Raw genomic sequence first — 15,693 nt, 5'->3', positions numbered from 1 at the left:
GATAGTTGTGGTTTTCGGGTAATTGCGGCATAACTCGATTATGCTGAGGAAAGTCCATGCTCGCACAAGCTGAGACGCTTGTAGTGTTCGTGCCTAGCGAAACCATAAGCTAGGGTACTTGAGAAAGTAACGGCAGGAAAAATGGCTAAGGTGCAAGCTATGCCAAAGTATCCTTGAAAGTGCCACAGTGACGAAGCAAGCCGGGAAACCGTCTTGGTGGAACGCGGTAAACCCCTCGAGCGAGCAACCCAAACAATGGTAGGGGCACTTTTTGCACGGAAATGAACGGAGCAAGAAGGCAAGTAATTGCAGATAGATAATTACCCAGTGTTTTCTTCTCCCTGAGGAAAATACGGACAAAACATGGCTTATAGAAAATCACAACCTATCAGGGAATCCTTCCAGCAACGGAAGGTTTTTTTATATCAAGAAGGAGAGCGTTATGACTGAAAAAACATTTAATTGTATTGCCACCGCTGCGAGCGGTTTAGAAGCACTTGTGGGCAAAGAATTACGGGATTTAGGGATCGAGTGTGAGGTTGAAAACGGCCGAGCGCGCTTTAAAGGGACAATGGAGACCATTGCTACCGCGAATTTGTGGCTCCGTACAGCAGATCGGATCAAAATCGTCGTCGGAGAATTTGACGTATTGACTTTCGATCAGTTGTTTGAAGAAGTTAAAGCGTTACCGTGGGAAGACTTTTTACCTTTAGATGCTGAATTCCCAGTAGCCGGAAAGTCAATCAAATCAAAACTGTTTAGTGTGCCTGATTGTCAAGCGATTACCAAAAAAGCAATCGTCAATCGCTTAAGAGAAGTATACCATCGTCCGGCAAGTGTGCCTCTGACTGAAACGGGCGCTTTTTTCCAATTAGAAGTCGCTTTATTGAAAGACCATGCGATGATCACATTGGATACGACTGGCCCTAGTTTGTTTAAACGCGGCTATCGTTTAGAAAAAGGGGGCGCACCTCTGAAAGAAAACATGGCTGCGGCTTTAGTGATGCTGACAAATTGGTACAAAGACAAGCCTTTTGTCGATCCTATTTGCGGATCAGGGACCTTATGTATTGAAGCAGCTTTGATCGGCCATAATATCGCCCCTGGATTTAATCGGGAATTCGTATGTGAAACGTGGGATTGGTTCCCAGCAGAAGTCTTTGAAAAAGTACGAAAAGAAGCAGATGAAGCGGCAGACTATGATGTCGAATTGGATATTACTGGCTCAGATATCAATGGTCGAATGATTGAGATCGCCCGCCGAAATGCAGAAGAAATCGGTCTAGGAGACTCGATCACCTTCAAACAACAAGCCGTTAAGGACTTTAAAACAGAAAAAGAATATGGTGTCGTTGTGGCTAACCCTCCTTATGGTGAACGCTTAGGGGAAGAAGAATCTGTTCAACGATTGTATCAAGAAATGGGCCAAGTGTTTCGGCCCCTTAAAACATGGAGCAAGTACTTTTTAACTAGTGATTTGACCTTCGAGACGCATTATGGTGAGAAAGCAACAAAAAAACGCAAATTATACAACGGTGCGATTCGTACCGATCTCTTCCAATACTGGGGACAACGTCCGCCACGCAAAAAGGAGTCTGCTGAATGAAAGAACAAGAATTTCTGAAAGAATTAAAAGAAATCGATCTATTACAACAAGCAATGGGGATCCTAGGCTGGGATAACCAAACGGGGATGCCAGAAAAAGCCAGTGATTACCGGGCGGAAGTTGACAGCTATTTATATGGTCTCTATTTTGACAAAAAAGTTGGGGAACCAATCCAAGAAGCGATCAGCTATTTTGGAAAGCACCCAGAAGAATTATCTGAAGTAGGGAAAGCGGCGTATCAATTAGTCAAAGAAGAGTATGAATTGCAAAAAGATGTGCCCAATGAGTTAGCGATGGCCGCTTCAGCAGCTACGTCAAAAGCACATACTGCTTGGTTGAAAGCCCGCAAAGAAAAAGATTTTTCTTTATTTAAAGACGCACTTTCTGAAAACATTCGCTTGACGAAAGAATTGATTCCTTATTGGAAAAAAAATGAGCGAACGAATTACGATGTGCTGTTAAACCAATACGAGCCGAATATGACGGTTGAGATCTTGGATAATGTTTTCTCGCAAGTGAGAGACGGCATCATGGATATTCGTCGTCAATTGGCTGAAAAAGGAACAGCGCCAGATACTTCGATCCTCTCACGTAAGATGACCGAAGCGCAACAACGCAAATTTATCTCAAAAGTGATTGCCGACTTAGGCTATGACTTTTCTCGTGGTCGTTTGGATAATACGGTCCACCCATTTGCAACTGGGATCAACCACAACGATGTGCGCTTGACCACTCGTTGGAGTGAAAACGACTTTTCAATGGGACTGTTCGGTGTGATTCATGAAGCCGGTCATGGAATGTATGAGCAAAACATTGACGAAAAATACGAAGGAACACCGGTCCATGAAGGGGCGTCAATGGGGATCCACGAATCCCAATCGCTGTTTAATGAGATCATTATCGGCAGCAACCGCAATTTTTGGGCAAAGCAATACCCGTTTTTCCAAGAATGTGCGGAAGGCACGTTTGATGATGTGTCTTTTGACACTTTCTATGACTCTTTAAAACACTCAAAAGCTAGCTTGATCCGTATTGAAGCTGACAGTTTGACCTACGTGATCCATATCATTATTCGTTACGAGATCGAAAAAATGATCTTTAACGAAACCGTATCGATCGATGAACTACCGAAAATCTGGAATGACAAATACGAGGAATATTTAGGAATTCGTCCAGAAAATGACCTTGAAGGAATCCTACAAGATGTTCATTGGTCAGGTTCAAGCTTCGGGTATTTCCCATCCTATGCTCTAGGGTATATGTATGCAGCACAATTACTTCATGCGATGGAAAAAGAAATCAATGTCGATGAAGTCTTGGCTTCAGATGATTATTCACCGATTCGTAAATGGTTGACTGAAAATATTCATCAATATGGCGCATCAAAGAAACCAAATGAATTGATTTTAGATGCAACGGATGAATTATTGAATCCTCAATACCTATTAGACTATTTACGTAAGATCTATTTTAGTGTCTATAAAATCAGCGAGACGCAAGATTTCGCTTAAAAGTAACAAGTGGAAAGAAGCTTCGCAAGGCGTTGCCTCCTCAACTGTTTAGTGGGAGCTCGTTTTGTTGAACTTCTTTTCGTTTTCGCGCTATCATCAATTGAAAAAAAAGCAGGTTAGCTGCTTTCGTATCGAAAGAAGGAGAGAGATGAACAAGGAAAACAATGCGGCAGATCTTAGCAAAGTAATTGCTTATGCCAAGAGTATACTGGGGAACGATTACACAGGACATGGGTATGATCATGTCAAACGAGTGGCGGGATTAAGTCAAGCCATCATCGATGCCGACAAATTAACGGTTGATACCTTTGTCGTTCAGGCAGCAGCCTACTTACACGATACAGTGGATGATAAAGTTGTGGCGGATGTCACAGCGGCGTATACCGAGGTGCGAGCTTGTTTGACCGCAGCGAGAGCCAGTGAAGCACAAACGAAAGAAATTTTTTCTATTATTGAGAATCTATCTTTTTCAAAAGAACTTTTACAAGGGGCACAGGTAGCCTCAGTAGAAGGACGTGTGGTCCGTGATGCAGATCGTCTCGATGCTTTAGGTGCGATCGGTATTTTACGAACGAGCTATTTTGGTGGCAGTCATCAACATCCGATCCATGACAGTAACTTAGCACCAAAGACGTTTCAAGATCATCAGGATTACCGTAAAGGAACCACGGTGATCAATCATTTTTATGAAAAACTATTTTTGCTTCCCGAAAAGATGACCACGGCGTATGGCAAAAAAGAAGCCCGGCGACGTGTGGCTTTCATGAAAGATTTCTTGCAAGAATTTTATACAGAATGGGATGTATAGCTTTGTTTAGAGTTTTTTAAACGAAAATTCGATTATTTCCTTTTTCTTACGTTGTTCTTTATAATAGTAAGTACAAAGGAGGGATGGAAATGTACTACCAACAGGCATTACAACCGAATGAACTATTGCCAGCAATTTCCAATTCAGGGGAATGTTTTTTTGTCATTCAGGCTGAGCTACCCATCCGGCAATATCAAATCGCAGTCTATCTTTACGACGATCAATTCTTTTTGTTACAAGATGATCGCTTATTTGATCAAATCAACCAAATCTCTAGTGAAATGTTAGGGGACGAGGAAGAGATTTTACCATTTATCGAAGAAGCGTTGGAAGAAAACCATTATTTATTAGTGGAAAAAGCGTTTATTCGTTTAGATTTATCTACTTTGCAAAAGATGACCGATCTTACTAGTTTCGATATCTTGTTTTATGAATTTTTTGATTCATGGGGGGAAGAAGAATGAAACGGACTGAATACGTAACGCTACAAGACCAAACATTGATTGACCTATTCCAGCAGTTAGGAGAGAATGTTTCGAATCTCGAGCTGATCGATGAAGAAAAAAATATCGATGTGGTAGTTGTGTCGAATAGTGACTGGCAGTATTTGTTGGAACAAGTCGATGATGATGTGAAAGAAGCTTTTGCTGATACGTCAGAGACAGACCCGGATGAAGAACTAGCCGACGAATAAACGCTTTTTGTGGTTGATAAACTGTTTTACTACGGGAGTGGCGGTTGGATCTTTAGAAGGGGTTTAGCAATCTAGGCAGCTTACCAAAAAAATACGAAGCAATTTCATTCCTCAAGCAAGGGGAGCAGATTGCTTCGTATCACAAGGTAGGCTGCTTTTATTTTGACTGCAGGCGCACTTTTTTGACTTTTAGATAGCCGCGAACCAAGTTAACTATAAGTAAAAGAATCCCCACAATCAATGGAATCGCTAATAAGTAAGGTGAGTAAAGATGGGTATCTTGTACGTGCTGAAAAGATGTTTTAGCCACTTCATTGATGGCTTGTTGAATGACTTGTAAACTAAATCCAGTCAGAAAACCAGCAATGATGAATAGGACAAATCCTAAGTAGGGTATATCGGAAGACCGGCGAAAAAGAGCAAAAGCTGCATATAAAACCAAGAGGAAGGCCGGTACGCCAAAGGCAAAATAGGGATTTAACATGGTTTTTTAACCTCCTTTTCTTTTATGATACTCCAAAATTTACGTTTTGGGAAATAGCGTGTAAGATAAAAAGAAAACGTGAAGGAGTTCTTTATGTCCGCTTATATTACCCCAATAAAAGTTGCCTTGCTGGTTTTTCCTTTCCTAGCATTGGCGATATCAATGATTTTTTTTGTTATCCAATATCGAAAATACGGTCGTTTTATCTTGTCACGCGCACTGGTTCTGTATTCGTTTGTCTTCTATTTATTGTGTGCCTATTTCTTAGTTATCCTGCCATTGCCCTCGATCGAAGAGGTAGCGCAGATGACTGGCCCTAAGATGGAATTGCAGTTAGGGGCATCCTGGCAACATTTTGTCCAACAGACCGTCTTAAACATTCACGATCCGCAAACCTATCTTCCCGCTATGAAACAAGGGGTCTTTCTAGAACCTCTCTTTAATTTATTGTTGACCTTGCCATTCGGGGTTTACTTACGTTATTACTTCAAGTGTTCTTTTTTTAAAACACTGGCGATGACCTTTTGTCTGACGTTGTTTTTTGAAATAACGCAGTTGACGGGACTGTATTTTATTTATCCTCGTCCGTATCGTTTATTCGATGTCAATGATCTCTTTGTCAATACAGTTGGAGGGCTTGTGGGCTGGACGATCGCCCCGCTTTTTACGTTCTTATTGCCATCAAGAGAAGAAATGGATGCCGATTCTTACGCAAAAGGCACTCGGGTGACTGTGACACGAAGGGTGTTTGCTTGGTTGATCGACTGGGGAATACTGAATGTGATCAGTTTCCTTGTGGTGATCGCTGTTCGTTTGCTCACTCAACAGACGGTACGAGAGTTTAGTGGGGACTATTGGTACTTTGCTCTTGAAGTGTTGCTGTACTTTGTGTTGTTGGCTTATCTTGCCAAAGGACAAACGATTGGAAAAAAACTCGTACGGATCAAAATCATGCAAGAAGATCGTGAGCGTGTTAGCTTGGGGGCTTTATTGAAACGCTATGGCTTGTTTTATCTGATTTATGCCAGCATCAGTCGGGTCAATATCTTTTTCGCACCGTTTCTTGAGTCGGATAATATGCTGCTTTTAGTCGTTAGTTTGTTGATGGTAGTTATTTTTGGGTTGATCCAGTTTGGCTTTTACTTGAATCTCTTGTGGGCAGCAATAAAAAAAGAAAGCCGCTTTTTCTATGAACGCCGCAGTGCAACGTATACTATCAGTACGATCGATCCTCAATCGATTACAAAAGAAAGTTAGGAAAACAAGGCAACATATGCTATAATCCAAAGGATGCTAAAAGAAAGAAGGTGTTTGAATGTCTTTTGAGTCATTTAAATTTCAACCATTTATTTATGAAGCACTTGCTGATAAAAAGTTCTCTAAACCAACAGAAGTGCAAGAAAAACTGATACCTGTTATCCAAAAAGGCCGCAGTGTTGTAGGGCAATCACAGACCGGAAGTGGTAAGACCCATACATTTTTACTGCCGTTGATGGATAAAATCGATGCCGAAAAAGATGAAGTGCAAGTAGTGATCACTGCACCGAGTCGTGAATTAGCCACGCAAATCTATCACGCCGCAAAACAAATCGGCGGATTTCATGATCCTGAAATTCGAGTGTCAAATTTCGTCGGAGGAACGGATAAGCAACGTCAATTGAGCCGTCTGCAAAACCAACAGCCCCATGTCGTGATTGGGACACCTGGTCGTATCTTGGATATGATCAACGAACAAGCGTTAGGGGTTCACACTGCCAATGTATTTGTCGTGGATGAAGCAGACATGACCTTAGATATGGGCTTTTTAGAAGAAGTCGATCAAATTGCGGGGCGTTTGCCTGAGAAACTGCAAATGCTGGTTTTCTCCGCAACGATTCCAGAGAAATTGCGACCTTTCTTGAAAAAATACATGGCCAATCCATTGATCGAAGAAATCAAATCGAAAGCAGTCATCTCTGATACGATCGAGAATTGGTTGATTTCTACCAAAGGGAAAAATACCAATAAATTGATCTACCAATTATTGACTACAGGCCATCCCTATCTTGCCATCGTTTTTGCCAACACGAAGAGCCGTGTGGATGAAATTACGGATTACTTAAAGGAGCAAGGTTTAAAAGTGGCGAAGATCCACGGCGACATCAGCCCTCGTGAAAGAAAACGGATCATGCGCCAAGTGCAAAATTTGGACTACCAATATGTGGTCGCAACAGATTTAGCGGCGCGAGGGATTGATATTGAAGGGGTGTCTCATGTCATCAATGCTGAGATTCCAGCTGATTTGGATTTCTTTATCCATCGTGTTGGTCGGACAGGTCGAAACCAAATGGATGGGACCGCGATTACATTATATGATCCAAGTGATGAAGGGGCAATCCAAGCCATCGAAGATCTAGGGGTTGTTTTCCAACCGAAGGAAATCAAAAACGGCGAGATCGTTGCGACTTACGATCGGAATCGTCGACAAAAGCGGGAAAAATCTCGTGATGAATTAGACCCAACCTTGATTGGCTTAGTCAAGAAGAAGAAGAAAAAAATCAAGCCTGGCTACAAGAAAAAAATTCAATGGGCTGTTGATAAAAAGAACAAAGAAAAACGGAAGATCGAACGTCGTCAAACGACTCGAACTGCCCGCAAAAACAAGAAAAATTCGAATAGTTAATGGTTACCAAAACAGCAGTCATGTAAGGGGTGTTCTCTTACTTGACTGCTGTTTTTAATTGTTTGGTCATTTCTACACACAATACACCATCTTCAGTATAGGGATCGGACGTTTTTTGATACCCGCAGGCTTCATAAAACGCACAAGCATCGATCTCTGCTGATAAAACTGATTGGATGGCACCCTCTTGGACACCACGCATTTCGAGATAATGCAGTAGCTTCCTTCCATAACCTTGATGACGAAAAGCTTTAGCTACGCAAAAGCGGTCAGGTTGCAGGGTATTTGGCGTAGAGAATTGATATCTGATGGTAGCGATCGGTGTGTTTCCATCATGCCAAAGAAAGTATGGACAAGTTTGGTCTTTTTCATCAAATTCCCATTCTATAGGGATGTGCTGTTCTTCCACAAAAACAGCTTGCCGAAGGGCGAAAACCGCTTGTAGCATCCACGGACTGCGTCCAAAATAAAGCATCAGTCGTTTTCCTCCTTTTTCGTGGTATACTCGTCATATAGTAATTGTAGCAGATGAGAGGAGAAATGACGTGGATTTTTTTGAGGCGTTACAATGGTCAAATTGGAAGACACTGTCCTTTGAAATCAAAGAACAGCTGATCCAGCAAATTTTAATGTATTTTGTCAGTCCTTTAAAGGAGATCACCGATGTCCATTTTAGTCAATTGACGTATGCAGGGTTGAAATGTGCTACCTTTGAATTAACGATCGATGGCGAAGACTTTGTCTTTATACCAGGGAACTCTGAGGCGATCTTAGGTTGGGATCTCGGTGTGCAAGGGTTACCGGCTACTTGCTGGAGTAAAAATTGGCAGTCAGCACCCAACGAGATCATTCACCAGCTGGAAACCATCTATGAATTAGAAACCAGCCAAGATTGGGGGATTTTTGTCAATGAGTCTACGAGCCCTTTGCGCAAAGCTGTAATTGATCCCATGCTAGTCCAAAAAAGTGCGCTGCCTGCTGGCGCAAGGTATATCGGGCAGCTGAATACGATCACTGGGGAGTTTCACGGGTTAGTCGATCAATTCAGTGTTTTCGAAAAAGAGCTAAAGGCACAATTCACAGCACCAGCGTCCTTTGAGGAAAGCTTGCGTTGGGAATTACCCGCTTTTTATCACGAAGAGAATCGCTATTTTGCTGCACTCGAGCCGTTATCGGAAACCTATCAGTTATTTACCCACGAATCCGTCAGTCAAACAGAATTGAAACAGCAGTTAGATAAACAAGGCTTTCAGTTGCTATCAGAGGATCAATGGGAATACGTTTGCGGTGCTGCGACTCGGCGACTTTTTCGCTGGGGCAATGAAAAGCCCTGCGATGATGGCGTCTCTTTGTCAACCGCTGAATTGCTTGAACCGAATTTATTTGGCTGCACCTATGGGCTTGCGGATGCGTGGGAGCTGACAGATGGCTTGTCTTTAAAAATGGAGAATTGGCAAATTTGTGGTCATCCCTTATTCGATGCATTGCCGTATGCCAGTTATTACCGTTCACGGAAAATGTTGCAGCCCGATCAAAAGCTTTCTCCCCAGAACTATCGTTACCGCAAAGGGATCCTAATCAATAAAGACCGGATTTGAGGATTGACTTTTTCAAAACATTTCCTTATACTTTGAATGACGAAGGATATGGTCGGTTTGATGATTCATTACAGAAAGTTTTTCATTGCTGAGAGAAAAACATGAATTCGGACGGATTGCTCCCTTTGGTGCTCAACTGCAGCAGAAATGTTGCCGTCCACTCCGCGTTAACGAGTCTAAGAGGTAATGAGTCACATCATTGCAAGCAAGGTGGTACCGCGTATCGACGTCCTTGCTCTGCAATGGTGTTTTTTTATCGTCAAAATGTCTCGACAGGCATAAGAGCGCCTTACCAGCAATTTTGTCAGCCCCTGTATCTTAAGCGAACACAGAAGAAAGTAGGAGAATAACGTGAAACAATTATCCAGTGCAGAAGTACGCCAAATGTTTTTGGACTTCTTTCAATCAAAAGGTCATTCAATTGAACCAAGTGCGTCCCTTGTCCCAGTCAACGATCCAACCCTATTATGGATCAATTCAGGGGTGGCAACGCTAAAAAAATATTTTGATGGCAGTGTTGTTCCTGAAAACCCAAGAATTACCAATGCGCAAAAATCGATTCGGACCAACGACATCGAAAACGTTGGGAAAACAGCAAGACATCATACGATGTTTGAAATGTTAGGCAACTTTTCGATCGGCGATTACTTTAAGAATGAAGCGATTCATTGGGCCTGGGAGTTTTTGACCTCCCCAGAATGGATGGCTTTTGATCCAGGGAAATTATATGTCACGGTTTATCCAAAAGACACGGAAGCAAAACGGATCTGGGCAGAAGAAGTCGGCTTAACACCAGAGCATATCGTTGAGATTGAAGACAACTTTTGGGACATCGGTGCAGGCCCCTGTGGACCGGATTCAGAGATTTTCTATGACCGTGGTCCTGAGTTTAATGACGTAGCGGAAGATGATCCCGAAAACTATCCTGGTGGCGAAAATGAACGCTATTTGGAAATCTGGAATCTGGTCTTTTCAGAATTCAATCATCAACCAGATGGCTCCTATGAACCACTACCACATAAAAACATTGATACGGGGATGGGGCTGGAACGAATGGTTTCCATCGTTCAAAATGCACCAACCAATTTTGAAACAGACTTGTTTCTGCCGATCATCAATGCAGTGGCAGATTTAAGCGGTCGTGTGAACTACGGCGACAGCAAAACGACAGGTATCTCCTTTAAAGTGATTGCAGACCATATCCGCGCGCTTTCTTTTGCGATCGGCGATGGGGCACTGCCTTCAAATGAAGGCCGTGGCTATGTTTTACGTCGTTTATTACGTCGTGCAGTCATGCATGGGAAAAAATTAGGGATCGATGCCGCCTTCTTATACAAATTAGTACCGATCGTTGGCGAGATCATGGAAAGCTACTATCCTGAAGTATTAGAGCAGCAAGAATTTATTGAAAAAGTGATCCGCAACGAGGAAGAACGTTTCCATGAAACCATCAATGAAGGGTTAGATATTTTAAATCAAGTGATCGCCCAAGTAAAAGCAGACGGGCAAGATACGTTAGCTGGTCAAGATATTTTCAAATTGTATGATACTTACGGCTTCCCAGTTGAATTGACAGAAGAAGTGGCGGAAGACGAAGGGTTGAAAGTGGACCATCAAGGGTTTGAACAAGAAATGGATGCACAACGTGCCCGTGCTCGTGCGGCTCGGCAAACGGAGCTTTCAATGGGCGTACAATCCGCTTTATTGACGGATATCAAAGTGGACAGCCGTTTCGTTGGCTATGATTCACTTGAAGCAAACAGCGAATTATTAGTGATCATCCAAGACGAAGCGTTACATGATTCTGTTTCGACAGGTGAAGCAAAACTGATTTTTGCTGAAACACCATTTTATGCAGAGATGGGTGGACAAGTTGCAGATACAGGGACGATCGTAGCAGAGGATGGCACGATCGTAGCAGAGGTGACGGATGTCAAGAAAGCACCGAACGGTCAGTTCTTGCATACTGCTACAGTCAAAGCGCCACTACAAGAAGGCGTGAACTATTTCTTACAAGTGGATCAGCATCGTCGCAATAAGATCATCAAAAATCATACGGCGACTCACTTATTGCATAAAGCGTTAAAAGAAGTATTAGGTAGCCATGCGAACCAAGCAGGTTCATTAGTTGCTCCAGGACATTTGCGCTTTGACTTTAGTCATTTCGGGCAAGTGACCAGCGAAGAGCTGAGCCAAATGGAACAAATCGTCAACCAAAAAATTTGGGAAGCCCTCCCTGTTGTGACGATCGAAACGGATATCGATACCGCAAAAGGCATGGGAGCGATGGCACTCTTTGGTGAAAAATATGGGCATGACGTTCGCGTCGTCAATGTTGCCGATTGGTCGATCGAATTATGTGGGGGAACCCATGTAGCAAATACGGAAGATATCGGTATTTTCAAAATCGTTTCTGAATCAGGGATCGGTGCTGGTGTTCGTCGGATCGAAGCAGTGACTAGTCAAGAGGCCTATACGCTATTGCATGAAGAAGAGACGCAATTAAAAGCAATTGCAGGGATCGTTAAATCCGCTCAATTAAAAGAAGTCGTTGCCAAAACAGAACAACTGCAAGCGCAGCTGCGTGAACTGCAAAAAGAAAACGAAGCTCTTGCCAGCAAGTTAGCAAACCAGCAAGCAGGGGATGTTTTCAAAGATGTCAAAGAAGTAAATGGTCTGCGTCTGATCACAGCAAAAGTGACTGTAAAGGACATGAACCAATTACGTCAACTAGCTGACCAATGGAAACAAAAAGACCATTCTGATATTTTAGTGTTAGCTACCGCGAATGATGGCAAAGTGAATCTTTTAGCTGCCATGAACAAAGCAGCCAATGAAAAAGGATTGAAAGCGGGCGATTTGATCAAAGAGATCGCACCTAAAGTTGGTGGCGGCGGTGGCGGTCGTCCTGATATGGCGCAAGCCGGCGGGAAGAATCCTGAAGGAATCGCAGCAGCACTTGAGTCAGCAGCAACGTGGTTAGATGCCAAGTAATCACACTCACTGGTTGAATCTGTGCAGCAAGTTTCTTTCGTTTGAGAAGATAGATGAAAGAGGAGCGCAGGTCTTTAACACATTCCTTTTTTGAACGAAGATGACGGAGGGGGAGACCCTTCCGTTATCTTTTTCCTTTTTCCTAAATGTTATCTGAAAATGCGTTTGATAATTGAAGGGAATTCGCTTTTTTTTCGAAAAAACGATACGAATAGTTGTTTAATTGAATTCCTTCGGGGTAAAATAAGAAAGATGGTTTTTTGAGAGGGTGATGATTTGCTAAACTTTTTTTTAAAACGTAGCAAAAAAAATGGTGTCTACGAACGTACAGCCATCGGGAAGTTAGCAGGTAGTCTGGGGTTGCTTTCCAACCTCCTATTATTCGCAGGGAAATTTATCATTGGCTTATCTGCGCAGTCTGTTTCGATTATGGCCGATGCCATCAACAGTCTTTCAGATACCGCCTCGTCTATTTTAACATTGATCGGTTTTCGGATCTCTGCGAAACCAGCCGACAGTGAACATCCGTATGGACATGAGCGTTTTGAAGCCATCAGTGGGTTCGTGGTATCTTTGATCATCACATTTGTTGGTGGCCAATTTCTCATCAGTTCTGTGCAACGCGTCATGGAACCGACGAGTATCCGTCTTTCCCCACTATTGTTTATCGTTTTGGTTTTATCGATTTTGATCAAAGTCTGGCAGGGAGCAATGTACCGCAGATTGGCTAAGTTGATCGGCTCTCAAACACTAAGTGCCAGTGGTCAAGACAGTCTCAACGATGTGTATACAACAGGGGCGGTTTTGTTTTCAGCGACGATCGAGTGGTTGACCGGTTTACGAATCGATGGCTATGTTGGTTGTCTGATTGCGCTCTACATTTTGATCAGCGGCATTAAAATGATTCGATCTTTCATCAATGAATTGCTAGGGGCACGACCTACGCAAGAAGAAGTCTCCGCCATGGAGCAGCGCTTGGATCACTATCCGACGATTCTCGGTTACCATGATTTACTGGTTCACAATTATGGGCCGAAAAATCGTTTTGCCAGTGTGCATATCGAAGTGGATGAAACCTGGTCACTACGAGAAGCGCATGAGGTGATTGATGCGATTGAACAAGATTTTCGCCAATCCTTGAAAGTCGACCTGGTCTGTCATCTTGATCCAGTACCAATTCAAAATCAGCAGTATCGGCATCTAAAAAAAGAAGTGTCAAAGATCGTTCGCTTCGTTGACCCACAGTTACGGATGCATGATTTTCAGGTCAAAGGAGATCTGTTGGCTTTTGATTTAGTGATTCCTGCAAAATCTGCTTATAGCGATCGAGAAATCGAAGAAATGTTGAAACAAAAAATCAAAGAAACACTAGGGGACTATGATTTAAAGCTTGCTTTCGACCATAGTTACCTATTATAGGGTTACAGGATATAGGAGGAAACTATGATAAAAATGGATATGAGCATGATTTCCACGGTCTTATTGGCACTTTTGTTTATTAATACGATTGCTGCTTTTATTACTGTTTTTCGGAAACCACGCTCGATTGCAAGTGTCTTTGCTTGGATGATGACGTTGGTATTCATCCCCGGCATTGGGTTCTTGTTGTACTTGTTTTGCGGACGGGGAATCGATGGAGAAATTATTTATAAATTCAGTGAGCATCATCAGAGTAGGATCAATGAGTTGAATCGAATCATCAAAGTGCACAATTATTCTTTTCCAGAACATCCTTACTCAGATGATAATCATTTATTGGAGCGCTATTTTAAGAACCTAGATGAATCGCCCTTGACTAAAGGAAACAAGGTGAAATTTTACACAGATGGCAAAGAAAAGTTTGCAGCATTATTCGAAGATATGAAGCAAGCTGAAGACAACCTGCATGTGGAGTATTATTCATTTTTTAATGATGAGATCGGTGGCCAATTCTTGTCTATCTTGATCGATAAAGCCCGTGAAGGCGTGGAAGTCCGTTTGGTCTATGATCCATGGGGTTCACCGAAAGCCAATCGCAAGTTCTTCCAACCGCTGATCGATGCTGGAGGAAAAGTCGTGCCATTTATCACCTCGAAAAATCTGATTCGTAACACACGGCTAAATTACCACCTTCATCGGAAAATCGTTGTGATCGATGGACAAATTGGCTGGACTGGCGGGTTTAATGTTGGTGATCAATATCTTGGCAAAAAGGCCAAGTTCGGCTATTGGCGAGATACCCACGCAAGAATCGTCGGAACCGCTAGCTTTACGCTACAAGAGATTTTTATTCGTGATTGGAATGCATCGGTGCAAAAGGAAGAGGATCAGCTAGAATACGAAGATCGTTATTTTATTTTGCCACCGAAAGAGCTTGCTGGAAATGTTGATCTGCAAATTGTCGCCGACGGTCCAGAAACAGAGACCCAAATCCTTAAAGGCGGTTTTGTGAAAATGATTTTGGCTGCGAAAGAATCGATTTGGATCCAAACGCCTTATTTGATTCCTGATGACAGTATGATGAATGCATTGGAAATTGCCATCCACTCAGGTGTAGACGTCCGAATCATGATTCCATGTATGCCGGATCATCCATTCATTTATCGGGCAACACAGCATTATGCCAATTACTTGCATCGCCGTGGTGCAAAAATCTACATCTATAACAACGGTTTCCTCCATGCGAAGACGGTCATGATGGATGATACCATTAGTTCCTTTGGGACGACGAATCAAGACATTCGGAGTTATGCCTTGAATTTTGAAGTCAATGCCTTCGCCTACGATCACGATGTCACGCAAACGTTGAAAGGCTTCTTTGAAGAGGATATGGCACAATCAACATTACTGACGGATGAAATTTTGGCTAAGCAATCTTACTGGTTGCGCTTCAAACAAAACTTCTCTCGGTTATTGTCTCCGATCCTTTAATTTCATCGCTTTTGCTAATCCTTGGCGGGCCAAATGGTCGGCACCTTTGTTTTGACTCTCAGGGACCCATTGGATGATCGCTAAAGAGAACTGTTTCAACAAGTATTGAATTTCTGTTAAATAATCAGAAAAAGCAGGGTTTTTGGTATAATTCTTGTCGATGGTCTGCGCAACGACTTTGCTGTCGGTATAAAGCATAATTGTCTGTTCCTGTAACCCTTTGTTAATCAACAGCTGCAGCGCGTTGACCATCACAGCGAACTCTGCTTGGTGGTTGGTGGAATCAGGTAGCGGAAACGCAATTTGTTCATGCAGATCAGTACCGACAATGACGATTCCACCGCCACTAGGGCCGGGGTTGCCTTTCGTGGAAGCATCAAGATAAACTTTTAACATTGTCTCACCCTTTTTTGATATGATAAAGAT

14 protein-coding genes and 1 other RNA gene are annotated in these 15,693 nt (G+C 42.7%); 12 read left to right on the top strand and 3 right to left on the bottom strand.

Annotation, left to right across the window (positions count from 1 at the left end; translation table 11 throughout):
* Nucleotides 1-10 precede the first annotated feature (10 nt).
* The 6 genes from rnpB to A5870_RS08545 all read left to right on the top strand — a co-directional run bounded on the left by rnpB (nt 11) and on the right by A5870_RS08545 (nt 4,619).
* Nucleotides 11-376, top strand: an RNA gene (rnpB, locus tag A5870_RS08570) — RNase P RNA component class B.
* Between the two features lie 66 nt (nt 377-442).
* Entirely contained in the window at nt 443-1,606 is a 1,164-nt protein-coding gene (locus A5870_RS08565; protein ID WP_086292413.1) for a THUMP domain-containing class I SAM-dependent RNA methyltransferase, read from the top strand.
* A complete protein-coding gene (locus A5870_RS08560; protein ID WP_081118686.1) occupies nt 1,603-3,117 on the top strand; it encodes a carboxypeptidase M32 in 1,515 nt (504 codons plus the stop codon). The genes A5870_RS08565 and A5870_RS08560 overlap by 4 nt, the downstream gene beginning before the upstream one ends.
* Before the next feature lie 148 nt (nt 3,118-3,265).
* Complete coding sequence (locus A5870_RS08555) at nt 3,266-3,925, top strand: HD domain-containing protein (RefSeq protein ID WP_086292412.1); 660 nt, start codon at nt 3,266-3,268, stop codon at nt 3,923-3,925.
* Nucleotides 3,926-4,008: 83 nt separating this feature from the next.
* The gene (locus A5870_RS08550) at nt 4,009-4,389 is read left to right on the top strand and encodes a hypothetical protein (RefSeq protein ID WP_086292411.1); all 381 of its coding nucleotides are present in this window, start codon (nt 4,009-4,011) and stop codon (nt 4,387-4,389) included.
* Nucleotides 4,386-4,619: a hypothetical protein gene (locus A5870_RS08545; protein ID WP_086292410.1), complete on the top strand. Its 234-nt coding sequence runs from the start codon at nt 4,386-4,388 to the stop codon at nt 4,617-4,619. Before A5870_RS08550 ends, A5870_RS08545 begins: the two co-directional genes overlap by 4 nt.
* Nucleotides 4,620-4,776: 157 nt before the next feature.
* On the opposite strand, the gene A5870_RS08540 is transcribed toward A5870_RS08545, so the two are convergent.
* Nucleotides 4,777-5,103, bottom strand: coding sequence for a hypothetical protein (locus A5870_RS08540; protein WP_077453408.1), 327 nt, complete (start codon nt 5,101-5,103; stop codon nt 4,777-4,779).
* A 93-nt stretch (nt 5,104-5,196) separates the two neighbouring features.
* On the opposite strand from A5870_RS08540, the gene A5870_RS08535 reads away from it, so the two are divergent.
* Nucleotides 5,197-6,360 carry a VanZ family protein gene (locus tag A5870_RS08535; RefSeq protein ID WP_086292409.1) on the top strand — a complete coding sequence of 388 codons (1,164 nt, stop codon included), beginning with the start codon at nt 5,197-5,199 and terminating at the stop codon, nt 6,358-6,360.
* Between the two features lie 58 nt (nt 6,361-6,418).
* The gene (locus A5870_RS08530; RefSeq protein WP_005226134.1) at nt 6,419-7,765 is read left to right on the top strand and encodes a DEAD/DEAH box helicase; all 1,347 of its coding nucleotides are present in this window, start codon (nt 6,419-6,421) and stop codon (nt 7,763-7,765) included.
* Nucleotides 7,766-7,802: 37 nt separating this feature from the next.
* Here A5870_RS08530 and A5870_RS08525 read toward each other — a convergent pair whose 3' ends face one another.
* Nucleotides 7,803-8,240: a GNAT family N-acetyltransferase gene (locus tag A5870_RS08525; protein ID WP_086292408.1), complete on the bottom strand. Its 438-nt coding sequence runs from the start codon at nt 8,238-8,240 to the stop codon at nt 7,803-7,805.
* Between the two features lie 70 nt (nt 8,241-8,310).
* On the opposite strand from A5870_RS08525, the gene A5870_RS08520 reads away from it, so the two are divergent.
* From A5870_RS08520 to cls, 4 genes are all read left to right on the top strand, one after another.
* A complete protein-coding gene (locus A5870_RS08520) occupies nt 8,311-9,363 on the top strand; it encodes a DUF7278 family profilin-like fold-containing protein (protein ID WP_081118679.1) in 1,053 nt (350 codons plus the stop codon).
* A gap of 351 nt (nt 9,364-9,714) precedes the next feature.
* The gene (gene alaS / locus A5870_RS08515) at nt 9,715-12,357 is read left to right on the top strand and encodes an alanine--tRNA ligase (RefSeq protein WP_086292407.1); all 2,643 of its coding nucleotides are present in this window, start codon (nt 9,715-9,717) and stop codon (nt 12,355-12,357) included.
* A gap of 276 nt (nt 12,358-12,633) precedes the next feature.
* The gene (locus A5870_RS08510; RefSeq protein ID WP_086292406.1) at nt 12,634-13,776 is read left to right on the top strand and encodes a cation diffusion facilitator family transporter; all 1,143 of its coding nucleotides are present in this window, start codon (nt 12,634-12,636) and stop codon (nt 13,774-13,776) included.
* A gap of 24 nt (nt 13,777-13,800) precedes the next feature.
* Nucleotides 13,801-15,267: a cardiolipin synthase gene (gene cls, locus A5870_RS08505; RefSeq protein ID WP_081118676.1), complete on the top strand. Its 1,467-nt coding sequence runs from the start codon at nt 13,801-13,803 to the stop codon at nt 15,265-15,267.
* Here cls and A5870_RS08500 read toward each other — a convergent pair.
* Nucleotides 15,247-15,663: a ribonuclease HI family protein gene (locus A5870_RS08500; RefSeq protein WP_086292405.1), complete on the bottom strand. Its 417-nt coding sequence runs from the start codon at nt 15,661-15,663 to the stop codon at nt 15,247-15,249. The genes cls and A5870_RS08500 overlap by 21 nt on opposite strands.
* Between the last annotated feature and the right edge of the window lie 30 nt (nt 15,664-15,693).

The organism is Enterococcus sp. 2G9_DIV0600, assembly GCF_002140615.1.
In the GTDB taxonomy this organism is placed as follows: Bacteria; Bacillota; Bacilli; order Lactobacillales; family Enterococcaceae; genus Enterococcus_D; species Enterococcus_D innesii.
This window is presented reverse-complemented; position numbering and strand designations above follow the sequence as displayed.

Excerpts from the sequence above, each read along its gene's own strand:
- A5870_RS08565 (WP_086292413.1), top strand. The coding sequence starts at position 443 with ATGACTGAAAAAACATTTAATTGTATTGCCACCGCTGCGAGCGGTTTA.
- A5870_RS08560 (WP_081118686.1), top strand. The coding sequence starts at position 1,603 with ATGAAAGAACAAGAATTTCTGAAAGAATTAAAAGAAATCGATCTATTA.
- A5870_RS08555 (WP_086292412.1), top strand. The coding sequence starts at position 3,266 with ATGAACAAGGAAAACAATGCGGCAGATCTTAGCAAAGTAATTGCTTAT.
- A5870_RS08550 (WP_086292411.1), top strand. The coding sequence starts at position 4,009 with ATGGAAATGTACTACCAACAGGCATTACAACCGAATGAACTATTGCCA.
- A5870_RS08545 (WP_086292410.1), top strand. The coding sequence starts at position 4,386 with ATGAAACGGACTGAATACGTAACGCTACAAGACCAAACATTGATTGAC.
- A5870_RS08540 (WP_077453408.1), bottom strand. The coding sequence starts at position 5,103 with ATGTTAAATCCCTATTTTGCCTTTGGCGTACCGGCCTTCCTCTTGGTT.
- A5870_RS08535 (WP_086292409.1), top strand. The coding sequence starts at position 5,197 with ATGTCCGCTTATATTACCCCAATAAAAGTTGCCTTGCTGGTTTTTCCT.
- A5870_RS08530 (WP_005226134.1), top strand. The coding sequence starts at position 6,419 with ATGTCTTTTGAGTCATTTAAATTTCAACCATTTATTTATGAAGCACTT.
- A5870_RS08525 (WP_086292408.1), bottom strand. The coding sequence starts at position 8,240 with ATGCTTTATTTTGGACGCAGTCCGTGGATGCTACAAGCGGTTTTCGCC.
- cls (WP_081118676.1), top strand. The coding sequence starts at position 13,801 with ATGATAAAAATGGATATGAGCATGATTTCCACGGTCTTATTGGCACTT.
- A5870_RS08500 (WP_086292405.1), bottom strand. The coding sequence starts at position 15,663 with ATGTTAAAAGTTTATCTTGATGCTTCCACGAAAGGCAACCCCGGCCCT.